We start from the raw sequence: 14,763 nt of genomic DNA, 5'->3' as shown, positions 1-14,763 counted from the left end.
CTCATAACCTGGAATCGCGGCGCGACGAATGTGACCGATGGGGCGGAAGATGGGGGCGGAGATGGCAGCCGACCGGTTGCTCGGCGGGCCCGGCACACAGGGGGACGTGTCGCGGAGTCAGGGTCGCTTGATCGGCCGGCGCTACAGGCTGATGTCGCCGGTGGGCCGGGGCGGCATGGGGATGGTGTGGCAGGCCCACGACGTCCTGCTCGACCGGGACGTGGCGGTCAAGGAGCTGATCCTGCCGTTCGGGCTGGACAACGCGGGCACGCAGGTGGCGCACCGGCGGATGCTGCGCGAGGCCCGCTCGGCCGCGCGGCTGACGCACCCCGGCATCGTGACCGTCCACGACGTGGTGGAGGAGGGCAGCCGGCCCTGGATCGTCATGGAGCTGTTCCGCGCCTGGTCGCTGGAGCAGGCCGTACGGCAGAGCGGCCCGCTGCCGGTGGTGCAGGCGGCCGAGATCGGCATCCGGGTGCTCGACGCGCTGCGTCACGCCCACGCCGCCGGGATCCTGCACCGCGACGTCAAGCCGGGCAACGTGCTGCTCACCGCCGACCGGGTGGTGCTCACCGACTTCGGCATCGCCGCCATCGAGGGCGACGTCACGATCACCCAGACCGGGCTGCTCATGGGCTCGCCCGCGTACCTGCCGCCGGAGCGGCTGTCGGGGCAGCCCATCACGGCCGCCGCCGACCTGTGGTCGTTCGGCGCGACGCTGTACGCGGCCGTCGAGGGGCGTCCCCCGTACGAGGGGCCGGACGCGATCGCCGTGCTCGGCGCGGTGCTGACGCAGGACCCGATCCGGCCGCAGCGCGCGGGTGCGCTGCTGCCCGTCATCGAGGGGCTGCTGCGCAAGGACCCGGCCGAACGCCTCACCGCGGCGCAGGTCGGCGACGTGCTCGAACGCATCCTGCTGGCCCACGGCTCCACCCGGCCGCGCAACCCGGAGACACCCTCGCCCCTGCCCACGCAGGCCGACCCGACGCCGGCCGGGCTGCTGCCGCCGCTCGACCCGCCGTCCGGGCCGATGCCGTCGCGGATCGTCGAGACGCCGTCGGGGCCGGTGCGCGTGCCGTACGACCCGGGCCTGGGTGACGCCGCTGGGCCGTACGCGGCGGGACACGACCCGCTGTCGAGCCCGTCCGGGGCGCACCGCACCGACCAGCTCCCGTCGCCGGCCCCGGCCGGCGGCTTCGACGCCTTCGGTGCGGCCTCGGGACCGCTCCGGCCGCCCGCCGCGGATCCCCACGGCCCCGGCGGTCCTGCCGGTCTCGGCGGTCCTGCCGGTCTCGGCGGGTCCAGGGTTCCGGCGCCGGGCGAGGCCGGGGAGGGCGCGGGCCGCTCCGGTCTGGCGAGGCGGCTGGAGGCCGCCGCCGGCACCGACGAGCGCCTGGACGCCGCGGCCCTGTTCGGCGACCCGCCGGGACCGCACCCCGCCACCGGCGTACGGCCGGGACCGCAGCCGATCCTGCCGCTGACCACCGACAGCCGAGCCGCCCCCTGGCCGCTGGCGTCGGAGGACCACCTGCGCGACCACTCCCGCGACCTGTCCGGCGCCGTGGCCCGCGGCTCCCGCGACCCGTCCGGCGGCCTGCCGCGCGGCGGTTCGCGCACCCCGTCCGGCAGCGGACCGCGCGGCCGCCCGAGCGCCGTGCCCGGCACCGGCCAGCGGCCGGCCAGGGGCCGGCGGCAGCCGGAGGCCGACCAGGGCGCGTGGGTCCGCGGCGGACGGCCGACGCCCCGCCTCATCGTGGCCGCCGTCGCGGCCGCCGGCGCCGTCACGGCGGCCGTCCTCGTACTCTCGCCGGGCTCCGGCACGGACTCGCCCGCGGGCACCCGGTCCTCGGCCGCGCCCCCGGGCGCCGCCTCGGAGCCCGCCGCCACGGCGGCGCCGCTCCAGGCGGTGACCGTGCCGGAGGGCTACAAGGAGCACACGCCGCCCGGGTTCAAGGCGGCCGTGCCCACCGCGTGGAAGCCGGCCACGTCCGGGGACGGCACGACGTTCGCGGGGCCGAAGGACTCCGGCATGCGGATCGTGATCGAGCCGGCGCCGTCGCAGCCGGACGGCGGCCTGGCCGAGCTGGGCCGGGCCGAGTCGGACGGCGGCGTCGAAGGCTACATCCAGGTGCAGCTGCAGGCCACGCAGTTCCGCACGTGGAAGGCCGCGGACTGGGAGTACACGTACACGCGCTCCAACGGCGTCCCGATGCATGCGCTGACCCGGTACGTCACGATCGACGACAAGTCCGCGTTCAAGATCACCTTTGACATGCCCGAGCTGACCTGGGACGACCAGGCCCAGATCCGCAAGGTGTTCCTGGAGACCTTCCGCCCGACGTCCTGACCTCCCGGCCACCACGAACGGCCCCCACGGAGGGCCCCACGAACGGGCCCCACGGACGGCCCGGCGGGACGGCGCAGGCTGTGCGGTACGGTCACCGCATGAGGCTGGCGAGCATCCACTTCTACCCCGTGAAGTCCACCGGCGGGCACCAGGTGCGGCGGGCCGAGGTCGAGCCGTGGGGGCTGGCCGGCGACCGGCGTTACCTCGTCGTCGGCGAGGACGGCGAGATCCTGACGGGCCGTGTGCACGAGCGGCTGCTCGCCTGCGTGGCCGAGCTCGGCCCCGACGCGCTCACGCTGACCGGGCCGCACGCGCCGCCCCTGCGCGTGGTCCCGCCGCGCGGGACGGCGGGCGGCCGCGTCAGGGTGGTCATGGCGAAGATCCCCGTGGAGCTGTCCGACTGCGGCGACGAGGCGGCGGCGTGGCTGTCGGCGCTGATCGGCGTGCCCGCCCGGCTGGCCTGGCAGGACGACCCCACCCGCCGTCCCGTCGATCCCCTGTACGGCCGCCCCGAGGACCGTGTGAGCCTGGCCGACGCCTACCCGCTGCTGCTCACCACCACGGCCTCGCTCGACCAGCTCAACGACTGGATCGCGCGGACCGCCGCCGAGCGGGGCGAGGAGCCCCGGGCGCCGCTGTCGATGCGCCGCTTCCGGCCGAACGTGGTGATCGACGGCGTGCCCGAGCCGTTCGCGGAGGACACCTGGAAGCGGGTGCGGATCGGCGAGGTCGGCTTCCGGGTCAGCAAGGGCTGCGACCGGTGCGTGTTCACGACGATCGACCCGGTGACGCTCGTCCGGGGCAAGGAGCCCACGCGCACCCTCGCCCGCCACCGCCGCTGGGACGGCAAGGTCTGGTTCGGCGTCAACCTCATCCCGGAGCACCGCGGCACCCTCGCCCAGGGCGATCCGGTGACCCTCCTCTGACCTTTCCCGGCATTGGAGCTGCGCACCCTAAAGGCGCCTTGTCCCCTTTAGGGGGATCTTGTGGGCTATGGGAGACTTCACAGGTGAGCAGCGCCCCCACGCAATCCCCGATCTCCCCCCATGACGACATTCGCGGAATTCAGCGCCGTACCCTCGCCGTCCTGTCCGGCGCGCAGATCGTCGGCGGCGTGGGCGTGGCGGTCGGCCTGGCGCTGAGCTCGGTGGTGGTGGACGAGCTGTCCGGCTCGACGGTCGTCAGCGGCTTCGCGGGCACCGCGACCGTGCTCGGCGCGGCGCTGCTGGCGCTGCCGGCGGCCAGGGCGGCCGCGCGCGGCGGGAGGCGGGCGGGCCTGTCGCTGGCGTACGTGGCCGCGCTCGCCGGCTGCGTGCTGTCCGTCGCCGCCATCGCGATCCGCAACTGGCCGCTCCTGCTCGCCGGGCTCGTCCTCGTCGGCGGCGGCAGCGCGGGCAACCTGGCCGCCCGCTACTCCGCGACCGACCTGTCCCCCGAGGGGCACGCCGCCCGGCACCTGTCGCTCGTGGTGTGGGCGGCCACGTTCGGCTCCGTCGCCGGCCCCAACCTGGCCAGGCCCGCCGACCAGATCGGCGTCGACGCGGGGCTGGCGGAGAAGGCCGGGCCGTTCGCGTTCGCGGCGCTCGCGTTCGCGCTGGCGCTCGTCATCGTGGTGGCGGGGCTGCGTCCCGACCCGCTCAAACTGGCCCGCGAGCGCGACGGCGCCCGTCCCGTCCCCGCCGGTCGCGTGCGGACGATCCGCCCGGCCTGGGAGACGCTGCGCTCCACCCCGATGGCCCGGCGGGCGCTCGTCATGGTCGCGGTCAGCCACACCGCGATGGTCTCGGTGATGTCGATGACCCCGGTCAAGCTGCACCACGACGGCTCGAACCTGGACGTCATCGGCCTGGTGATCAGCCTGCACATCGCCGGCATGTACGTCCTGTCACCCGTGGTCGGGTGGCTGTCCGACAAGGCGGGCAAGGTGCCGGTGCTGCTGCTCGGCATGTCGCTGCTGCTGAGCTCCGCGGCCCTGGCGGGCACGGCCGGGCACCGCGTGTGGCAGGTCACCACCGCGCTGGTCCTGCTCGGGCTGGGCTGGTCGTGCGGGCTGGTCGCCGGGTCGGCGCTGCTCAGCGAGTCGGTGCCGGTGGAGCGCCGGCCCGCCGTCCAGGGCCTGTCGGACCTGCTGATGAACGTCTGCGGCGCCACCGGTACGGTCGTGGCCGGCGCGATCGTGGGCGGGCTGTCGTACGGGATGCTCGGCCTGGTGGTGGGCGTGATGGTGACGCTGGCGGCGCTGTGGCTGGCCGTCGCCCACGCCCGGACGCGCCGCGGCGACCCGGTGCCGGCCGTCCACGGCCGCGGCCGCTGAGTCGCGGGGGGACGGCGCGGGAGGAGCCCGCCACTCAGGGAGCCACCTGCTGGGTCACTTGGCGTCGGCGTAGGACGCGACCGCCACTTGGTGGGTCACTTGGCGTCGGCGTAGGACGTGACCGCCACCGCCTCCATCGGGAAGCGCACCGGCGTGCGGCCGAACACCAGCCGCGTCGCCTCCGCCGCCGCCGCGGCCACCGCGTCGATCACCTCCTGGGCCTGCTCCAGGGGGCAGTGCACCATCACCTCGTCGTGCTGGAAGAACACCAGCCTGGCCGGGCCCGGCAGCAGCCCGCGCAGCACCGCCATGAGCGCCAGCGCCCACTCGGCGGCCGTGGCCTGGACCACGAAGTTGCGGGTGAACCGGCCGCGGTCGCGCGTGGCCCGGCCGCCCTCGGGGCCCGAGACGAGCCCGCGCCAGCGCTCCGACGGGGGCGGGCAGGTGCGGCCCAGCCAGGAGCGCACCAGCCGGCCCTCCTCGCCCGCCTTGGCGGCGTCCTCGACGAACTGGTAGGCGCGGGGGAAGCGCTGGCGCATCATGGCGAGCAGCTTGGGGGCGTCACCGCTGGTGCCGCCGTACATCGCGGACAGCATCGCGATCTTCGCGTGGCCGCGGTCACCGCCGAACGCCTGGGCCAGCGCGGAGTACAGGTCGATCTCGCCCGCCGCCCTGGCGAGCCCCACGTCGCCGGCCATCGCGGCGAGCACCCGCGGCTCCAGCTGGGCGGCGTCGGCCACGACCAGGGTCCACCCCTCGTCGGCCACGACCACCCGCCGCATCACCTTGGGGATCTGCAGCGCCCCGCCGCCCGAGGTGGCCCACCGCCCCGAGACCACGCCGCCCACCACGTACTCGGCACGGAACCGCCCGTCGCGCACCCACTGGTCGGCCCACGTCCATCCGTGGAAGCTGTGCAGGCGGGCCAGCTCCTTGTAGGCGAGCAGCGGCGCGACGGCGGGATGGTCGACCTGCTTGAGCTCCCAGGAGCGGGTGCTCTTCAGCGCCACGCCCGCCCCCTTGAACGCCTTGACGAGCTGCTGCACCGAGTCGGGGTTGACCGGGTGGCCGAACGCCGCCGACACCTCGTCGGCCAGCGCCTGGAGCCGGGCGGGCCGCATCCCGTGGACGGGTCTCGCCCCGAGCAGGTCGGTCAGCAGCGCGTCGTGCACGTCGCGCCGCCACGGCATGCCGTCGTGGCCCATCTCCGCGGCGATGAGCGCACCCGCCGACTCGGCGGCGACCAGCAGCCTGAAGCGGCCGGGGTCGGGCAGCGCCTCGATGCGGCGCAACTGGTCGGCCAGCACCTCGGCGACGGCGTCGGCGCCCAGCGGCTCGGGCGCGAACAGGGTGTCAGGCTCGCTCGGCCGCTCCTCGGGCACCGGAAGACCGTGCAGGCGGGCGTGGGCGGCGCGGGCGGAGCGCGGCTCGCCGTGGCGCCCCTCGAAGCCCAGCAGCAGCCCCTCGGTGAGGGCGAGGTCGTGGCAGCGGGAGACGCGCACGCCGGCCCGCAGCAGCGGCGGGTAGTCCTCCCGGGCGTCGGCCCACACCCAGCGGGGCCGCTCCCGCTCCAGCTCCCGCACGGCCCCCGCGAGATCACCGGAGGAGCCCGGCCGATCGGAAGACCCCACAGGGAGCACCGTCTCCCCCGCAACCACCACGTACACGCCCCCAGCGTGCCAGGCGCCTACGACAAGCAGAACGCCCGGCCATGGTCAAAAGAGTGCCGCCTGGCGCAGATGAAGCCTGACCCGCCCGTTCGGTCCGCTGATGCGCATGCTGGGGCCCAGGGTCCGGAGTCATCGAACACCCGTACATCCAGCGCGCGCTCATGGCACCTTTGACCTCGCGTTACCGGTACCGGATCTACCCGAGCGCCGTTCAGCGGACCGCGCTGGCCAGGGCATTCGGGTGCGCGCGAACGGTGTTCAACGACGGGCTGCGCGTCCGGAGCGAAGCACACGCAGGCGGCTTGCCATACATCTCGGACGGAGACCTGTCGAAGCAGATCATCACACAGGCCAAAAGGAGGCCGGAGCGGGCGTGGCTTGGCGAGGTGTCGGCGGTGGTGCTCCAGCAGGCGCTGGCAGACCTCAACTGCGCCTATCGCAACTTCTTCTCCTCAATTACTGGCCGCCGCAAGGGGCCGAAGGTCTCGCCTCCCCGGTTGCGTTCGCGAAAGGACAGCCGCCAGACGATCCGCTTCACCAGGAACGCTCCCTTCCGTATCACGGCGAGCGGTAAACTGCGCCTGCCCAAGATCGGGGATATGGATGTCCGCTGGTCGCGGTCTCTGCCCTCGGCGCCGTCAAGTGTCACGGTGATCAAAGACGCGGCAGGACGATATTTCGCCTCGTTCGTGGTGACGACGACGGACATGCTGCTGCCGGAGTCGCCCCGCGAAGTTGGCATCGACCTGGGCTTGACTCATTTCGCGGTGCTCTCGGACGGCCGCAAGATCGCTAATCCGCGATTCCTGCGCCACGCTGAGCGCCGGCTGAGCAAGGCGCGCAGAGCATTCTCGCGCAAGACGCGAGGGTCGGCGAACAGGAGAAAAGCAGTCACCAAGGTCGCGCGTGCCCATGTGCGGGTGGCCGACGCTCGCCGCGACTGGGCGCATAAGCTCTCCACGCAGATCATCCGCGACAACCAAGCGGTCTACGTGGAGAACCTGTGCGTGTCCGGCCTGGGACGCACCAAGCTGGCGAAAAGCGTTCATGACGCCGGATGGTCGCTTTTCACGGCGATGCTCGCCTACAAGGCAGAACGATACGGGCGGCACTTCGCCAAGATCGACCGCTGGTGGCCCTCATCGAAGCTGTGTGGGGTCTGCGGGGCTCTGACCGAGTCCCTGCCCCTCAACGTCCGGTCTTGGAAATGCCCATGTGGGGCCGTCCATGACCGCGACGTCAATGCGGCGAAGAACATCCTGGCCGCCGGACGGGCGGACAGATCAAACGCCTGTGGAGACCGGGTGAGACCACCGCTCGCGGAGGCACTGGTCGATGAAACAGGAAGCCTTCGGGGTGCCTCACCAACGGCACGGACGAAAGTCCCCGCACTTCCGTGCGGGGAGCACGTCAAGACAAATCGATCCGGACCTCGTCCTCCAGGGGTGGCTCCAGTTCCTGGTCCAGGCAGCCGGTGGCGGCGAAGCAGCGGAGGGTGAGCGTGTCCGGCGTGACCGACATGTGCAGGAACTGCTTGAAGAACGGGGGCGTGTCCCAGTCGGACAGCTCCGACAGGTAGCGGTGGAAGACCCGGCCGACCGGCAGGCGCAGCGGCCACGGCCAGGACCCGAGCAGCCGCGCCGCCCACTTGACGCGCGGGGTGATCCGCACCGGCGACTCGATGGGCCGCACCGGGGTGTTGCCGATGCGCTCGGACATGACGCAGGCCGCCTCGGCCGGCGTGAGGTAGAGCCACTTCATGCGCAGCCGCCTGGCGTAGAGCTGGCTGTAGAACGACAGGGAGTCGCCGCGCAGCGGGTAGCACTTGAAGTCGTCCTCGTGGACGCCGGCGACGTCCACCCGGCCGATGGTGTGGGTGGCGTGCATGAACGCGCCCCCGCCGCCGGACACGACGTACTGGATGACCCGGTCGCCCACCCGGACGGGGTAGCGCTGGTAGTTGTGCACGTCGCCGCCGATGGCGGCCACGTAGCGGTGGCGGGGGTCGCGCACGATGTCGTCGATCGTGCCGCCGTCCTCCAGCGGCGAGGGTTTGTACTCGTTACGGGTGTAGATCGGCTTGCCGGTGACGAGGATCTTGGGCCGGGGGTCCAGGGACACCTCGCGTAACCAGGCGGCCTGCCGCCGGTCGATGGCGCCGCTGATGCCGGTGTCGACGCCGACGACGAGCAGGCTCTCGCTCTCGATCGCCCAGTACGGGCCGGGCTGGGCGGCCGGGCCGGCGGCCTGCTGGGAGGGGCGCGAGCGCAGCTTGCGGGCCTCGGCCAGGCGGGACTCGTCGATGGTCTCGGGTCTGCGCCAGAGGAGCCCGCGCAGCCCTCCGCCGGCCGGGCCGGGCTTGAGCGGCGGCGCGTCGCAGAAGACCCGCATGAAGCCGCCGAGCCCGTCGTACCAGTCGTGGTTGCCGGGGATCGCGTAGATGGGGGCGTCGTAGTCCTGGTACGGGCGGAAGAACTTGTCCCTGTACTCGTTGCCCGATCCGGCCGGGTAGATGACGTCGCTGGCCACCACCGCGAACGACGTCCCCTGCCCCATCCGCAGCAGGCCGGGCACGACCGCGTACTGCGAGGCGTCGCCCTCGCCGGTGTCGCCGAGCAGGATGAAGTCGAAGGCGGCGCCCAGGCCGGGCCGGACGCGGAAGCCGGGGTCGGCACCCTGGTCGAGCCGGCCGGTGACCCAGCGCTCCCGGACCTCGGGCGACGGATCGCCGAACAGTCCGGCCAGGATCTCGTTGCGCGAGCGCCACAGTGTGCGCGGGTCCAGCCAGGTGAAGCCCTTCCGCTTGGGCCGCAGCCGGTCGAACGTGCCGATCCTGGAACAGGCCCAGCCTGCCCCTTCTTCGGACACCCGGGACGAGAGCTGCTTTCCGCGTTCGGCCGCCGCTTCCACCATGACCATATCTTTACCGTGATCTTTCCGGCGCGCATCCCGAACGCTCCGTGCCGCTCTCGACACGGAAGGTTCCCATGTGTAGCCTCACGCCCCAAGCAAGCGGTTGTCGGCCGCGGGAGGGGCTGCCATGGCCCGGAACGGTCCGGACGATACGACCCGGCGGGACACCTCGGAGGTGGCCGCCGTCGAAGGGCTGCTGGCGCTGGCGCACATGCGGTGGCGGTGGAGCCGGGCGCGGGTCCGCTGTGTCGTGGAGGCGGTCGGGCGCAGCCGCGCGCTGGCCGCCGCGGACCCGGCCGCGCACACGGCGCTGCTGGTCCGCTCGCTGCGTTCGGCGGCCCGGGTGATGCTCCGGCGCGGGCGGCCCGGGGAGGCGCTGCCGTACGCGCTGGAGGCCGTCGCGCTGGCCCGCTCGCTGGGCGGCCCGGCGCTGGTGATGTGCCTGGGGACCCTGACGGAGACGTACGAGGCGCTGCACCGGTACGGCGAGGCCGTGGCCACGGCGCGGGAGGCCGAGGCCGCCATCGACCCGCCCCCCTGAGCCCGCCCGCTCCCCCGTGAGCCGCCCGCCGGAAGGCCGGTCAGGGCACCAGCGCGCCGGGGTTGAGCACTCCCTCCGGGTCCAGCCGCGCCTTGACGGCCCGCAGCACCTCGACGCCCACCGGCCCCAGCTCCCGCGTGTACGCCTCCAGGTGGTCGCGGCCGACGCCGTGGTGGTGCGACACGGTCCCGCCCGCCCCGGCGATCGCCTCCAGGGTGGCCCGCTTGGCCGTGGCCCACTGCTCCACCGGGTCGCCGTGCTGGGCGGTCACCACGGTGAAGTACAGCGACGCGCCGGTCTCGTACACGTGGGAGATGTGGCACATCACCAGCGGCGACCCGAGCGCGCCGAGCAGCGCCAGCCGCACCGCGTCGTACAGGCGGGGCAGCCCCGACCAGAAGCAGGCGGTCTCCAGCGTCTCCACGGTCGCGCCGGCGGCCAGCAGCGAGTCACGCAGGTACGGCGCCGAGTACCGGCCCCGCTCCCACGCCTGCCCCGGCTCCTCGCCGAGGGGCTCGCCGCCGTGCCGCGCGAGCACCGCCCCCGCCCCGGCCCGGACGGCCGCCACGGACGCGCCCTCGTAGCCGGCGATCACCAGGCAGCCCGGCCCGCCTCCGCCCAGCGCGTCCGGCCGGGCCAGGCCGACCATGGTCTCGGTCTCGTCCGACAGCCGCAGCACCGTGGGCAGCGGCCCGTCCTGGGCGAGCGCGCGCAGCGCGGCGGCGCCCTCACGGAACGACGGGAAGCGCCAGCCCTCGTAGACCTTCTCGGCGGGCGCGGGGCGTACCCGCAGGCGCAGCGAGGTGATGACGCCGAACGCGCCCTCGGAGCCGAGGACGAGCTGCCGCAGGTCCGGCCCCGCCGCGGAGCGGGGCGCCCGGCCGAGCTCCAGTGTGCCGACGGGGGTGGCCACGGTCAGCCCGGCCACCATGTCGTCGAAGCGGCCGTAGCCGGCGGACGCCTGCCCGCTGGACCGGGCCGCCGCGAAGCCGCCGAGCGTGGCGTACTCGAACGACTGGGGGAAGTGGCCGAGCGTCATGCCGTGCGCGGCGAGCAGCCGCTCGGCCTCCGGCGCCCGCAGCCCGGGCTCCAGCTCGGCCACCCGCGACTCCAGGTCCAGGCCCACGAGCCGGTCCAGCCGCCCCAGGTCCAGCGCCACCACGCCCGCGAACGCCGCCCGCCCACCGGCCCCGTTCCCGGACGGGCCGACTTCCACGGTCGTGGGCGGGCCGGCTTCCGTGGTCGTGGGCCGGCCGGCGGCGAGACCGCCCACGACCGAGGTGCCGCCGCCGAAGGGGACGACGGCGACGCGCTCGCGCGAGCACAGCTCCAGCAGTTCGGCCACCTCGGCGTGCGAGCCGGGCAGCACGACGGCGTCGGGCGCGTCGAGGGCGTCGCCGGCGCGCATGCGCAGCAGGTCGGGCGTCGACTTGCCGCGCGTGTGCCGGACCCGCTCCTCGGGGGAGGTGTGGACGTGCGCGGCGCCGGTGATCCCGGCCAGCGCCTCCAGCAGGCGGCCGTCGAGGGCGACGCCGGGCAGCCGCACCGACTCCAGCGGCACGGCCGGGGCGGCGGGCCCGCGCACGCCGAGCAGGTCGCGCAGCAGCTCGCGGACCGGGCCGGGCAGCTCGCGGGCGCGGGCGGGGTCGCCCCAGCCGGACCAGAGCATGGGTTCAGCGGACATGTCTACACTGTGACACATGACGTTGATCCGTCACAATGACGGCGTTCTGGACGCGGCGCATGACTGCGTGCTGGCCTACGGGGTACGGCGCACCACGCTCACCGACGTCGCCCGCCGGGCCGGCGTCTCGCGCATGACGCTCTACCGGCGCTGGCCGGACGTGCGGTCGCTGGTGGCCGACCTGATGACGCGCGAGTGGCTGCGGGCGGTGGAGGACCTGGACCTGTCCGACCCGGTGGCGGCCGTGGTGGAGGGGGTGCGGCGGCTGCGCGCCCATCCGCTCTGGGTCAAGATCGTCGAGGCCGACCCCGAGCTGCTCCTGCCGTACCTGCTGCACCGCAGGGGGGCCACCCACGACGCCGTCCTCGCCGTGCTCGAACGCGTCACCGGCGACCCGCGCGCGGCGCGGACGGTCCTGCTGGTAGCCCAGTCGTTCCTGATCTCCGCTCCCGCCATGACCGGCCCCGGCCCCGAAGGCGCGGACAGTGACACTGTGACCCTGGACGACCTCGACGCCGAGCTCGCGACCCTGCTGGAGGGATACCTTGGACAGCTCGCTCAACGCCCGTAGGAGAAGCCGGGAGCTGGCGCGGACCGCCGGGGAGACGGTGGACGTGCTCGTGGTGGGGCTCGGCGCCACGGGCGCGGGCGCGGCCCTGGACGCCGCCTCCCGAGGTCTGACGGTGGCGGCGGCCGACGCGCACGACCTGGCGTTCGGAACGTCCCGGTGGAGCTCCAAGCTGGTCCACGGCGGGCTGCGCTACCTGGCGCGGGGCGAGGTGGGCATCGCCTACGAGAGCGCCGTGGAGCGCGGCGTCCTGCTGCGGCACACGGCGCCGCACCTGGTGCGCGCGCACCCGTACGTGCTGCCCCTGACCCGCGACGTCTCGCGGGCCCGGGAGGCGGCCGTGATGGCGGGCTACCGGCTCGGCGACGGGCTGCGGACCGCCGCCCGCACGCCCCGGCCGCTGCTCCCCGGCCCGTCGCGCCTGGACGCGCGGCGGACGCGCCGGCTCGCGCCGTTCCTGCGCCCGCAGGGCCTGCGCGGCGGGCTGCTGTCGTGGGACGGGCGGCTGCTCGACGACGCCCGCCTGGTGGTGGCCCTCGCGCGCACGGCCGCCGCGCACGGCGCCCGGATCCTGACCCGCTGCCGCGTCCTGGAGCTGACGGGCCGCGGAGCGCGGGCGCGGGACGAGCTGACCGGCGAGGAGTTCGAGATCCGCGCCAGGGCCGTGGTCAACGCGACGGGCGTGTGGGCGGGCGGGCTGGACCCGCGCGTGCGGCTGCGGCCGTCGCGGGGGACGCATCTGGTGTTCGCGCCGGGGACGCTGCCGGGGCTCACGGCGGGGCTGCCCCTGCCGGTCCCGGGCGCCGGCAACCGCTTCGCGCTGCTGCTCCCCCAGCCCGACGGGCGCGCGTACCTGGGGCTCACGGACGAGCCCGTGGACGGGCCCGTTCCGGACGTGCCCGAGGCGCCCGAGGAGGACGTCACGACGCTGCTCGGTCTCCTCAACGCGGTTCTGGACGTCCGGCTGCCCCGGCAGGCCGTGGCGGGCGCCTACGCGGGCCTCAGGCCGCTCCTGGCGGCCGAAGGCGGCACGGCCGACCTGTCGCGCCGGCATGCCGTGCTGGGGGGCGAGAGGGGCAGGAGAGGCGGGCGTGGCGACGCGGTGGTCACCGTCGTGGGCGGCAAGCTGACCACGTACCGCCGGATGGCCGAGGACGCCGCGGACCGGGCGGTGTCCGTCGCGGGGCTGGAGGCGGGGCCCTGCCGCACGGCCCGCCTGCCGCTCGTGGGCGCGAACCCGGCGGCGGGCACACCGGCCGCGCCGGGCACGGCGGGCGGACCCGGGGGCGCAGACGCGGACCGGGGGGCGGGCCAGGACCCGGAACAGCTTCCGGCGCGGCTGGTGGAGCGCTACGGCGGCGAGGCGGCGGCCGTGCTGCCGTACACCCGCGCCCACCCGGAGGAGGTCGGGCAGGGCGTCACGGCGGGCGAGCTGCTCTGGTCGGCGCTGCACGAGGGCGCCCTCGACGAGGGGGACCTGCTGGACCGGCGCACCCGCATCGGCCTGGTCCCGGCCGACCGCGCCGCCGCGCTGCCCGCCGCCCGCGCCATGCTGGCCCGCGCCGCCGCCACCCTGGAGGCCGCCGGGGACGCCACCGGCACGCCGGACGCCCCGTGACCGCCCGCAGCCTCCCTGGGGATGGCCCGACGCGAGCGGGGCGACACGTCGGGCGGATCCCCCACATCCGGCGAGCCTTACCGTTAGGTTAGTCTTACCTAATCTCATGCAGGCTCGCAGAGGGGGAGCGTTGGCCAGGGGCTGCGAACATCCGGACGGATGCCACAGCGGAGCGGTGCCCACCTGGGCCAGCGCCACCGTGGGGGCCCGGCTGTGGCTGCTCGTCGAGTACTCCGGCCCGTGGCCCTCCCACCTGGAGAGCCTCGACCTCCCGGACGACGTCGCCCGGCTCGTCGAACGGGCCCTGGAGCGCGGCGTCAGGCCCCAGCTGATCCGGCGCCCGGGGCGGCGGACCCGATCGGCGGGGCAAGGGATGCGTGTGCTAGTCGCCTACGGCGCGGGCCCGCAACCGTGGCTGGCCTCGGGCGTCGTCGCAGGTCCTGACGATCTTGACCTCGACGCGCTGGTGGCCGGAGTGGTCCCGGAGTCCTGCATACTTGAAGACGAGCCGGTATTTCTGGTCTGCACGCACGCCAAGCGCAATGCGTGTTGCGCCCGCATTGGACTACCCCTCGCTCGTGACCTGGCCACCAGGTGGCCGGACAGAGTATGGGAAACGTCACACGTTGGCGGCGATCGTTACGCCGCCAACCTCGTGTGCTTGCCACACGGAATTTTCTACGGCAGCATGTCTCAGGCTGCTGCGATCGCAGCGGCTAACGCGTACCGGTCGGGCGAGATCATTCTCGACCGCTACCGGGGACGCGCAGGCATCCCTGAGCCATTGCAAGCCGTCGAGCACTTCGCCCGAGCCCATACGGGAGAGTGCTCTGTCGGCGCAGTGGCCGTGGAATCCTCCAGGTCGGACGGCGACGTCACCGAGGCCCTCGTGAGCTGCGGCGACGTCCGGTTCCGGGTTGTGGTCAAGCCCTCGGCGTTCCGAGCGCCGTGTGGCACGGCTTGCGCCGACACGATCACCACCTACCGGCTGGTTTCGCTGGACAGGCTCTCGCCTGTGCGGTATGCCACGCCGGCGCTTACCTGACTCATGGGAACATCACGGCCCCTCCTTGCGTTGGAACAGTGACGCCGAAAGCGTCCAATGCGG

General features: G+C 74.3%; 11 protein-coding genes. 8 read left to right on the top strand and 3 right to left on the bottom strand.

The genetic code is table 11. The annotated features are described in order from the left end of the window. Window positions 1–37 precede the first annotated feature (37 nt). From MTP10_RS39900 to MTP10_RS39890, 3 genes are all read left to right on the top strand, one after another. Window positions 38–2,347 carry a protein kinase domain-containing protein gene (locus MTP10_RS39900; RefSeq protein WP_310716907.1) on the top strand — a complete coding sequence of 770 codons (2,310 nt, stop codon included), beginning with the start codon at window positions 38–40 and terminating at the stop codon, window positions 2,345–2,347. Window positions 2,348–2,445: 98 nt separating this feature from the next. Then, window positions 2,446–3,273, top strand: coding sequence for an MOSC domain-containing protein (locus MTP10_RS39895; protein WP_310716905.1), 828 nt, complete (start codon window positions 2,446–2,448; stop codon window positions 3,271–3,273). A gap of 83 nt (window positions 3,274–3,356) precedes the next feature. Then, entirely contained in the window at window positions 3,357–4,661 is a 1,305-nt protein-coding gene (locus tag MTP10_RS39890) for an MFS transporter (RefSeq protein WP_310716903.1), read from the top strand. A gap of 95 nt (window positions 4,662–4,756) precedes the next feature. On the opposite strand, the gene MTP10_RS39885 is transcribed toward MTP10_RS39890, so the two are convergent. Next, the gene (locus MTP10_RS39885) at window positions 4,757–6,292 is read right to left on the bottom strand and encodes a bifunctional 3'-5' exonuclease/DNA polymerase (protein ID WP_310716901.1); all 1,536 of its coding nucleotides are present in this window, start codon (window positions 6,290–6,292) and stop codon (window positions 4,757–4,759) included. Window positions 6,293–6,492: 200 nt separating this feature from the next. Here MTP10_RS39885 and MTP10_RS39880 point away from each other — a divergent pair, with 200 nt between their 5' ends. After that, window positions 6,493–7,830 (top strand): RNA-guided endonuclease InsQ/TnpB family protein, encoded by a 1,338-nt coding sequence (locus tag MTP10_RS39880; protein WP_397334581.1) that lies wholly within the window; start codon window positions 6,493–6,495, stop codon window positions 7,828–7,830. Here MTP10_RS39880 and MTP10_RS39875 read toward each other — a convergent pair. After that, window positions 7,742–9,244 carry a metallophosphoesterase gene (locus MTP10_RS39875; RefSeq protein WP_310716899.1) on the bottom strand — a complete coding sequence of 501 codons (1,503 nt, stop codon included), beginning with the start codon at window positions 9,242–9,244 and terminating at the stop codon, window positions 7,742–7,744. The genes MTP10_RS39880 and MTP10_RS39875 overlap by 89 nt on opposite strands. 127 nt (window positions 9,245–9,371) lie before the next feature. Here MTP10_RS39875 and MTP10_RS39870 point away from each other — a divergent pair, with 127 nt between their 5' ends. Continuing rightward, window positions 9,372–9,785, top strand: coding sequence for a tetratricopeptide repeat protein (locus tag MTP10_RS39870; protein WP_310716897.1), 414 nt, complete (start codon window positions 9,372–9,374; stop codon window positions 9,783–9,785). A gap of 40 nt (window positions 9,786–9,825) precedes the next feature. On the opposite strand, the gene MTP10_RS39865 is transcribed toward MTP10_RS39870, so the two are convergent. After that, complete coding sequence (locus MTP10_RS39865) at window positions 9,826–11,469, bottom strand: FAD-binding oxidoreductase (protein WP_310716895.1); 1,644 nt, start codon at window positions 11,467–11,469, stop codon at window positions 9,826–9,828. 16 nt (window positions 11,470–11,485) lie between these two features. Here MTP10_RS39865 and MTP10_RS39860 point away from each other — a divergent pair, with 16 nt between their 5' ends. The 3 genes from MTP10_RS39860 to MTP10_RS39850 all read left to right on the top strand — a co-directional run bounded on the left by MTP10_RS39860 (window position 11,486) and on the right by MTP10_RS39850 (window position 14,700). Next, window positions 11,486–12,040 (top strand): TetR/AcrR family transcriptional regulator, encoded by a 555-nt coding sequence (locus MTP10_RS39860; protein WP_310716893.1) that lies wholly within the window; start codon window positions 11,486–11,488, stop codon window positions 12,038–12,040. Beyond that, the gene (locus MTP10_RS39855; protein WP_310716891.1) at window positions 12,015–13,655 is read left to right on the top strand and encodes a glycerol-3-phosphate dehydrogenase/oxidase; all 1,641 of its coding nucleotides are present in this window, start codon (window positions 12,015–12,017) and stop codon (window positions 13,653–13,655) included. Before MTP10_RS39860 ends, MTP10_RS39855 begins: the two co-directional genes overlap by 26 nt. 175 nt (window positions 13,656–13,830) lie before the next feature. Then, window positions 13,831–14,700, top strand: a complete 870-nt coding sequence (locus MTP10_RS39850; protein WP_310716889.1) for a sucrase ferredoxin — start codon at window positions 13,831–13,833, stop codon at window positions 14,698–14,700. The last annotated feature ends 63 nt before the right edge of the window (window positions 14,701–14,763 follow it).

Source organism: Nonomuraea sp. 3-1Str, assembly GCF_031570565.1.
Classification (GTDB): domain Bacteria; phylum Actinomycetota; class Actinomycetes; order Streptosporangiales; family Streptosporangiaceae; genus Nonomuraea.
This window is presented reverse-complemented; position numbering and strand designations above follow the sequence as displayed.

Excerpts from the sequence above, each read along its gene's own strand:
- MTP10_RS39900 (WP_310716907.1), top strand. The coding sequence starts at position 38 with ATGGGGCGGAAGATGGGGGCGGAGATGGCAGCCGACCGGTTGCTCGGC.
- MTP10_RS39895 (WP_310716905.1), top strand. The coding sequence starts at position 2,446 with ATGAGGCTGGCGAGCATCCACTTCTACCCCGTGAAGTCCACCGGCGGG.
- MTP10_RS39880 (WP_397334581.1), top strand. The coding sequence starts at position 6,493 with ATGGCACCTTTGACCTCGCGTTACCGGTACCGGATCTACCCGAGCGCC.
- MTP10_RS39875 (WP_310716899.1), bottom strand. The coding sequence starts at position 9,244 with ATGGTGGAAGCGGCGGCCGAACGCGGAAAGCAGCTCTCGTCCCGGGTG.
- MTP10_RS39870 (WP_310716897.1), top strand. The coding sequence starts at position 9,372 with ATGGCCCGGAACGGTCCGGACGATACGACCCGGCGGGACACCTCGGAG.
- MTP10_RS39865 (WP_310716895.1), bottom strand. The coding sequence starts at position 11,469 with ATGTCCGCTGAACCCATGCTCTGGTCCGGCTGGGGCGACCCCGCCCGC.
- MTP10_RS39860 (WP_310716893.1), top strand. The coding sequence starts at position 11,486 with ATGACGTTGATCCGTCACAATGACGGCGTTCTGGACGCGGCGCATGAC.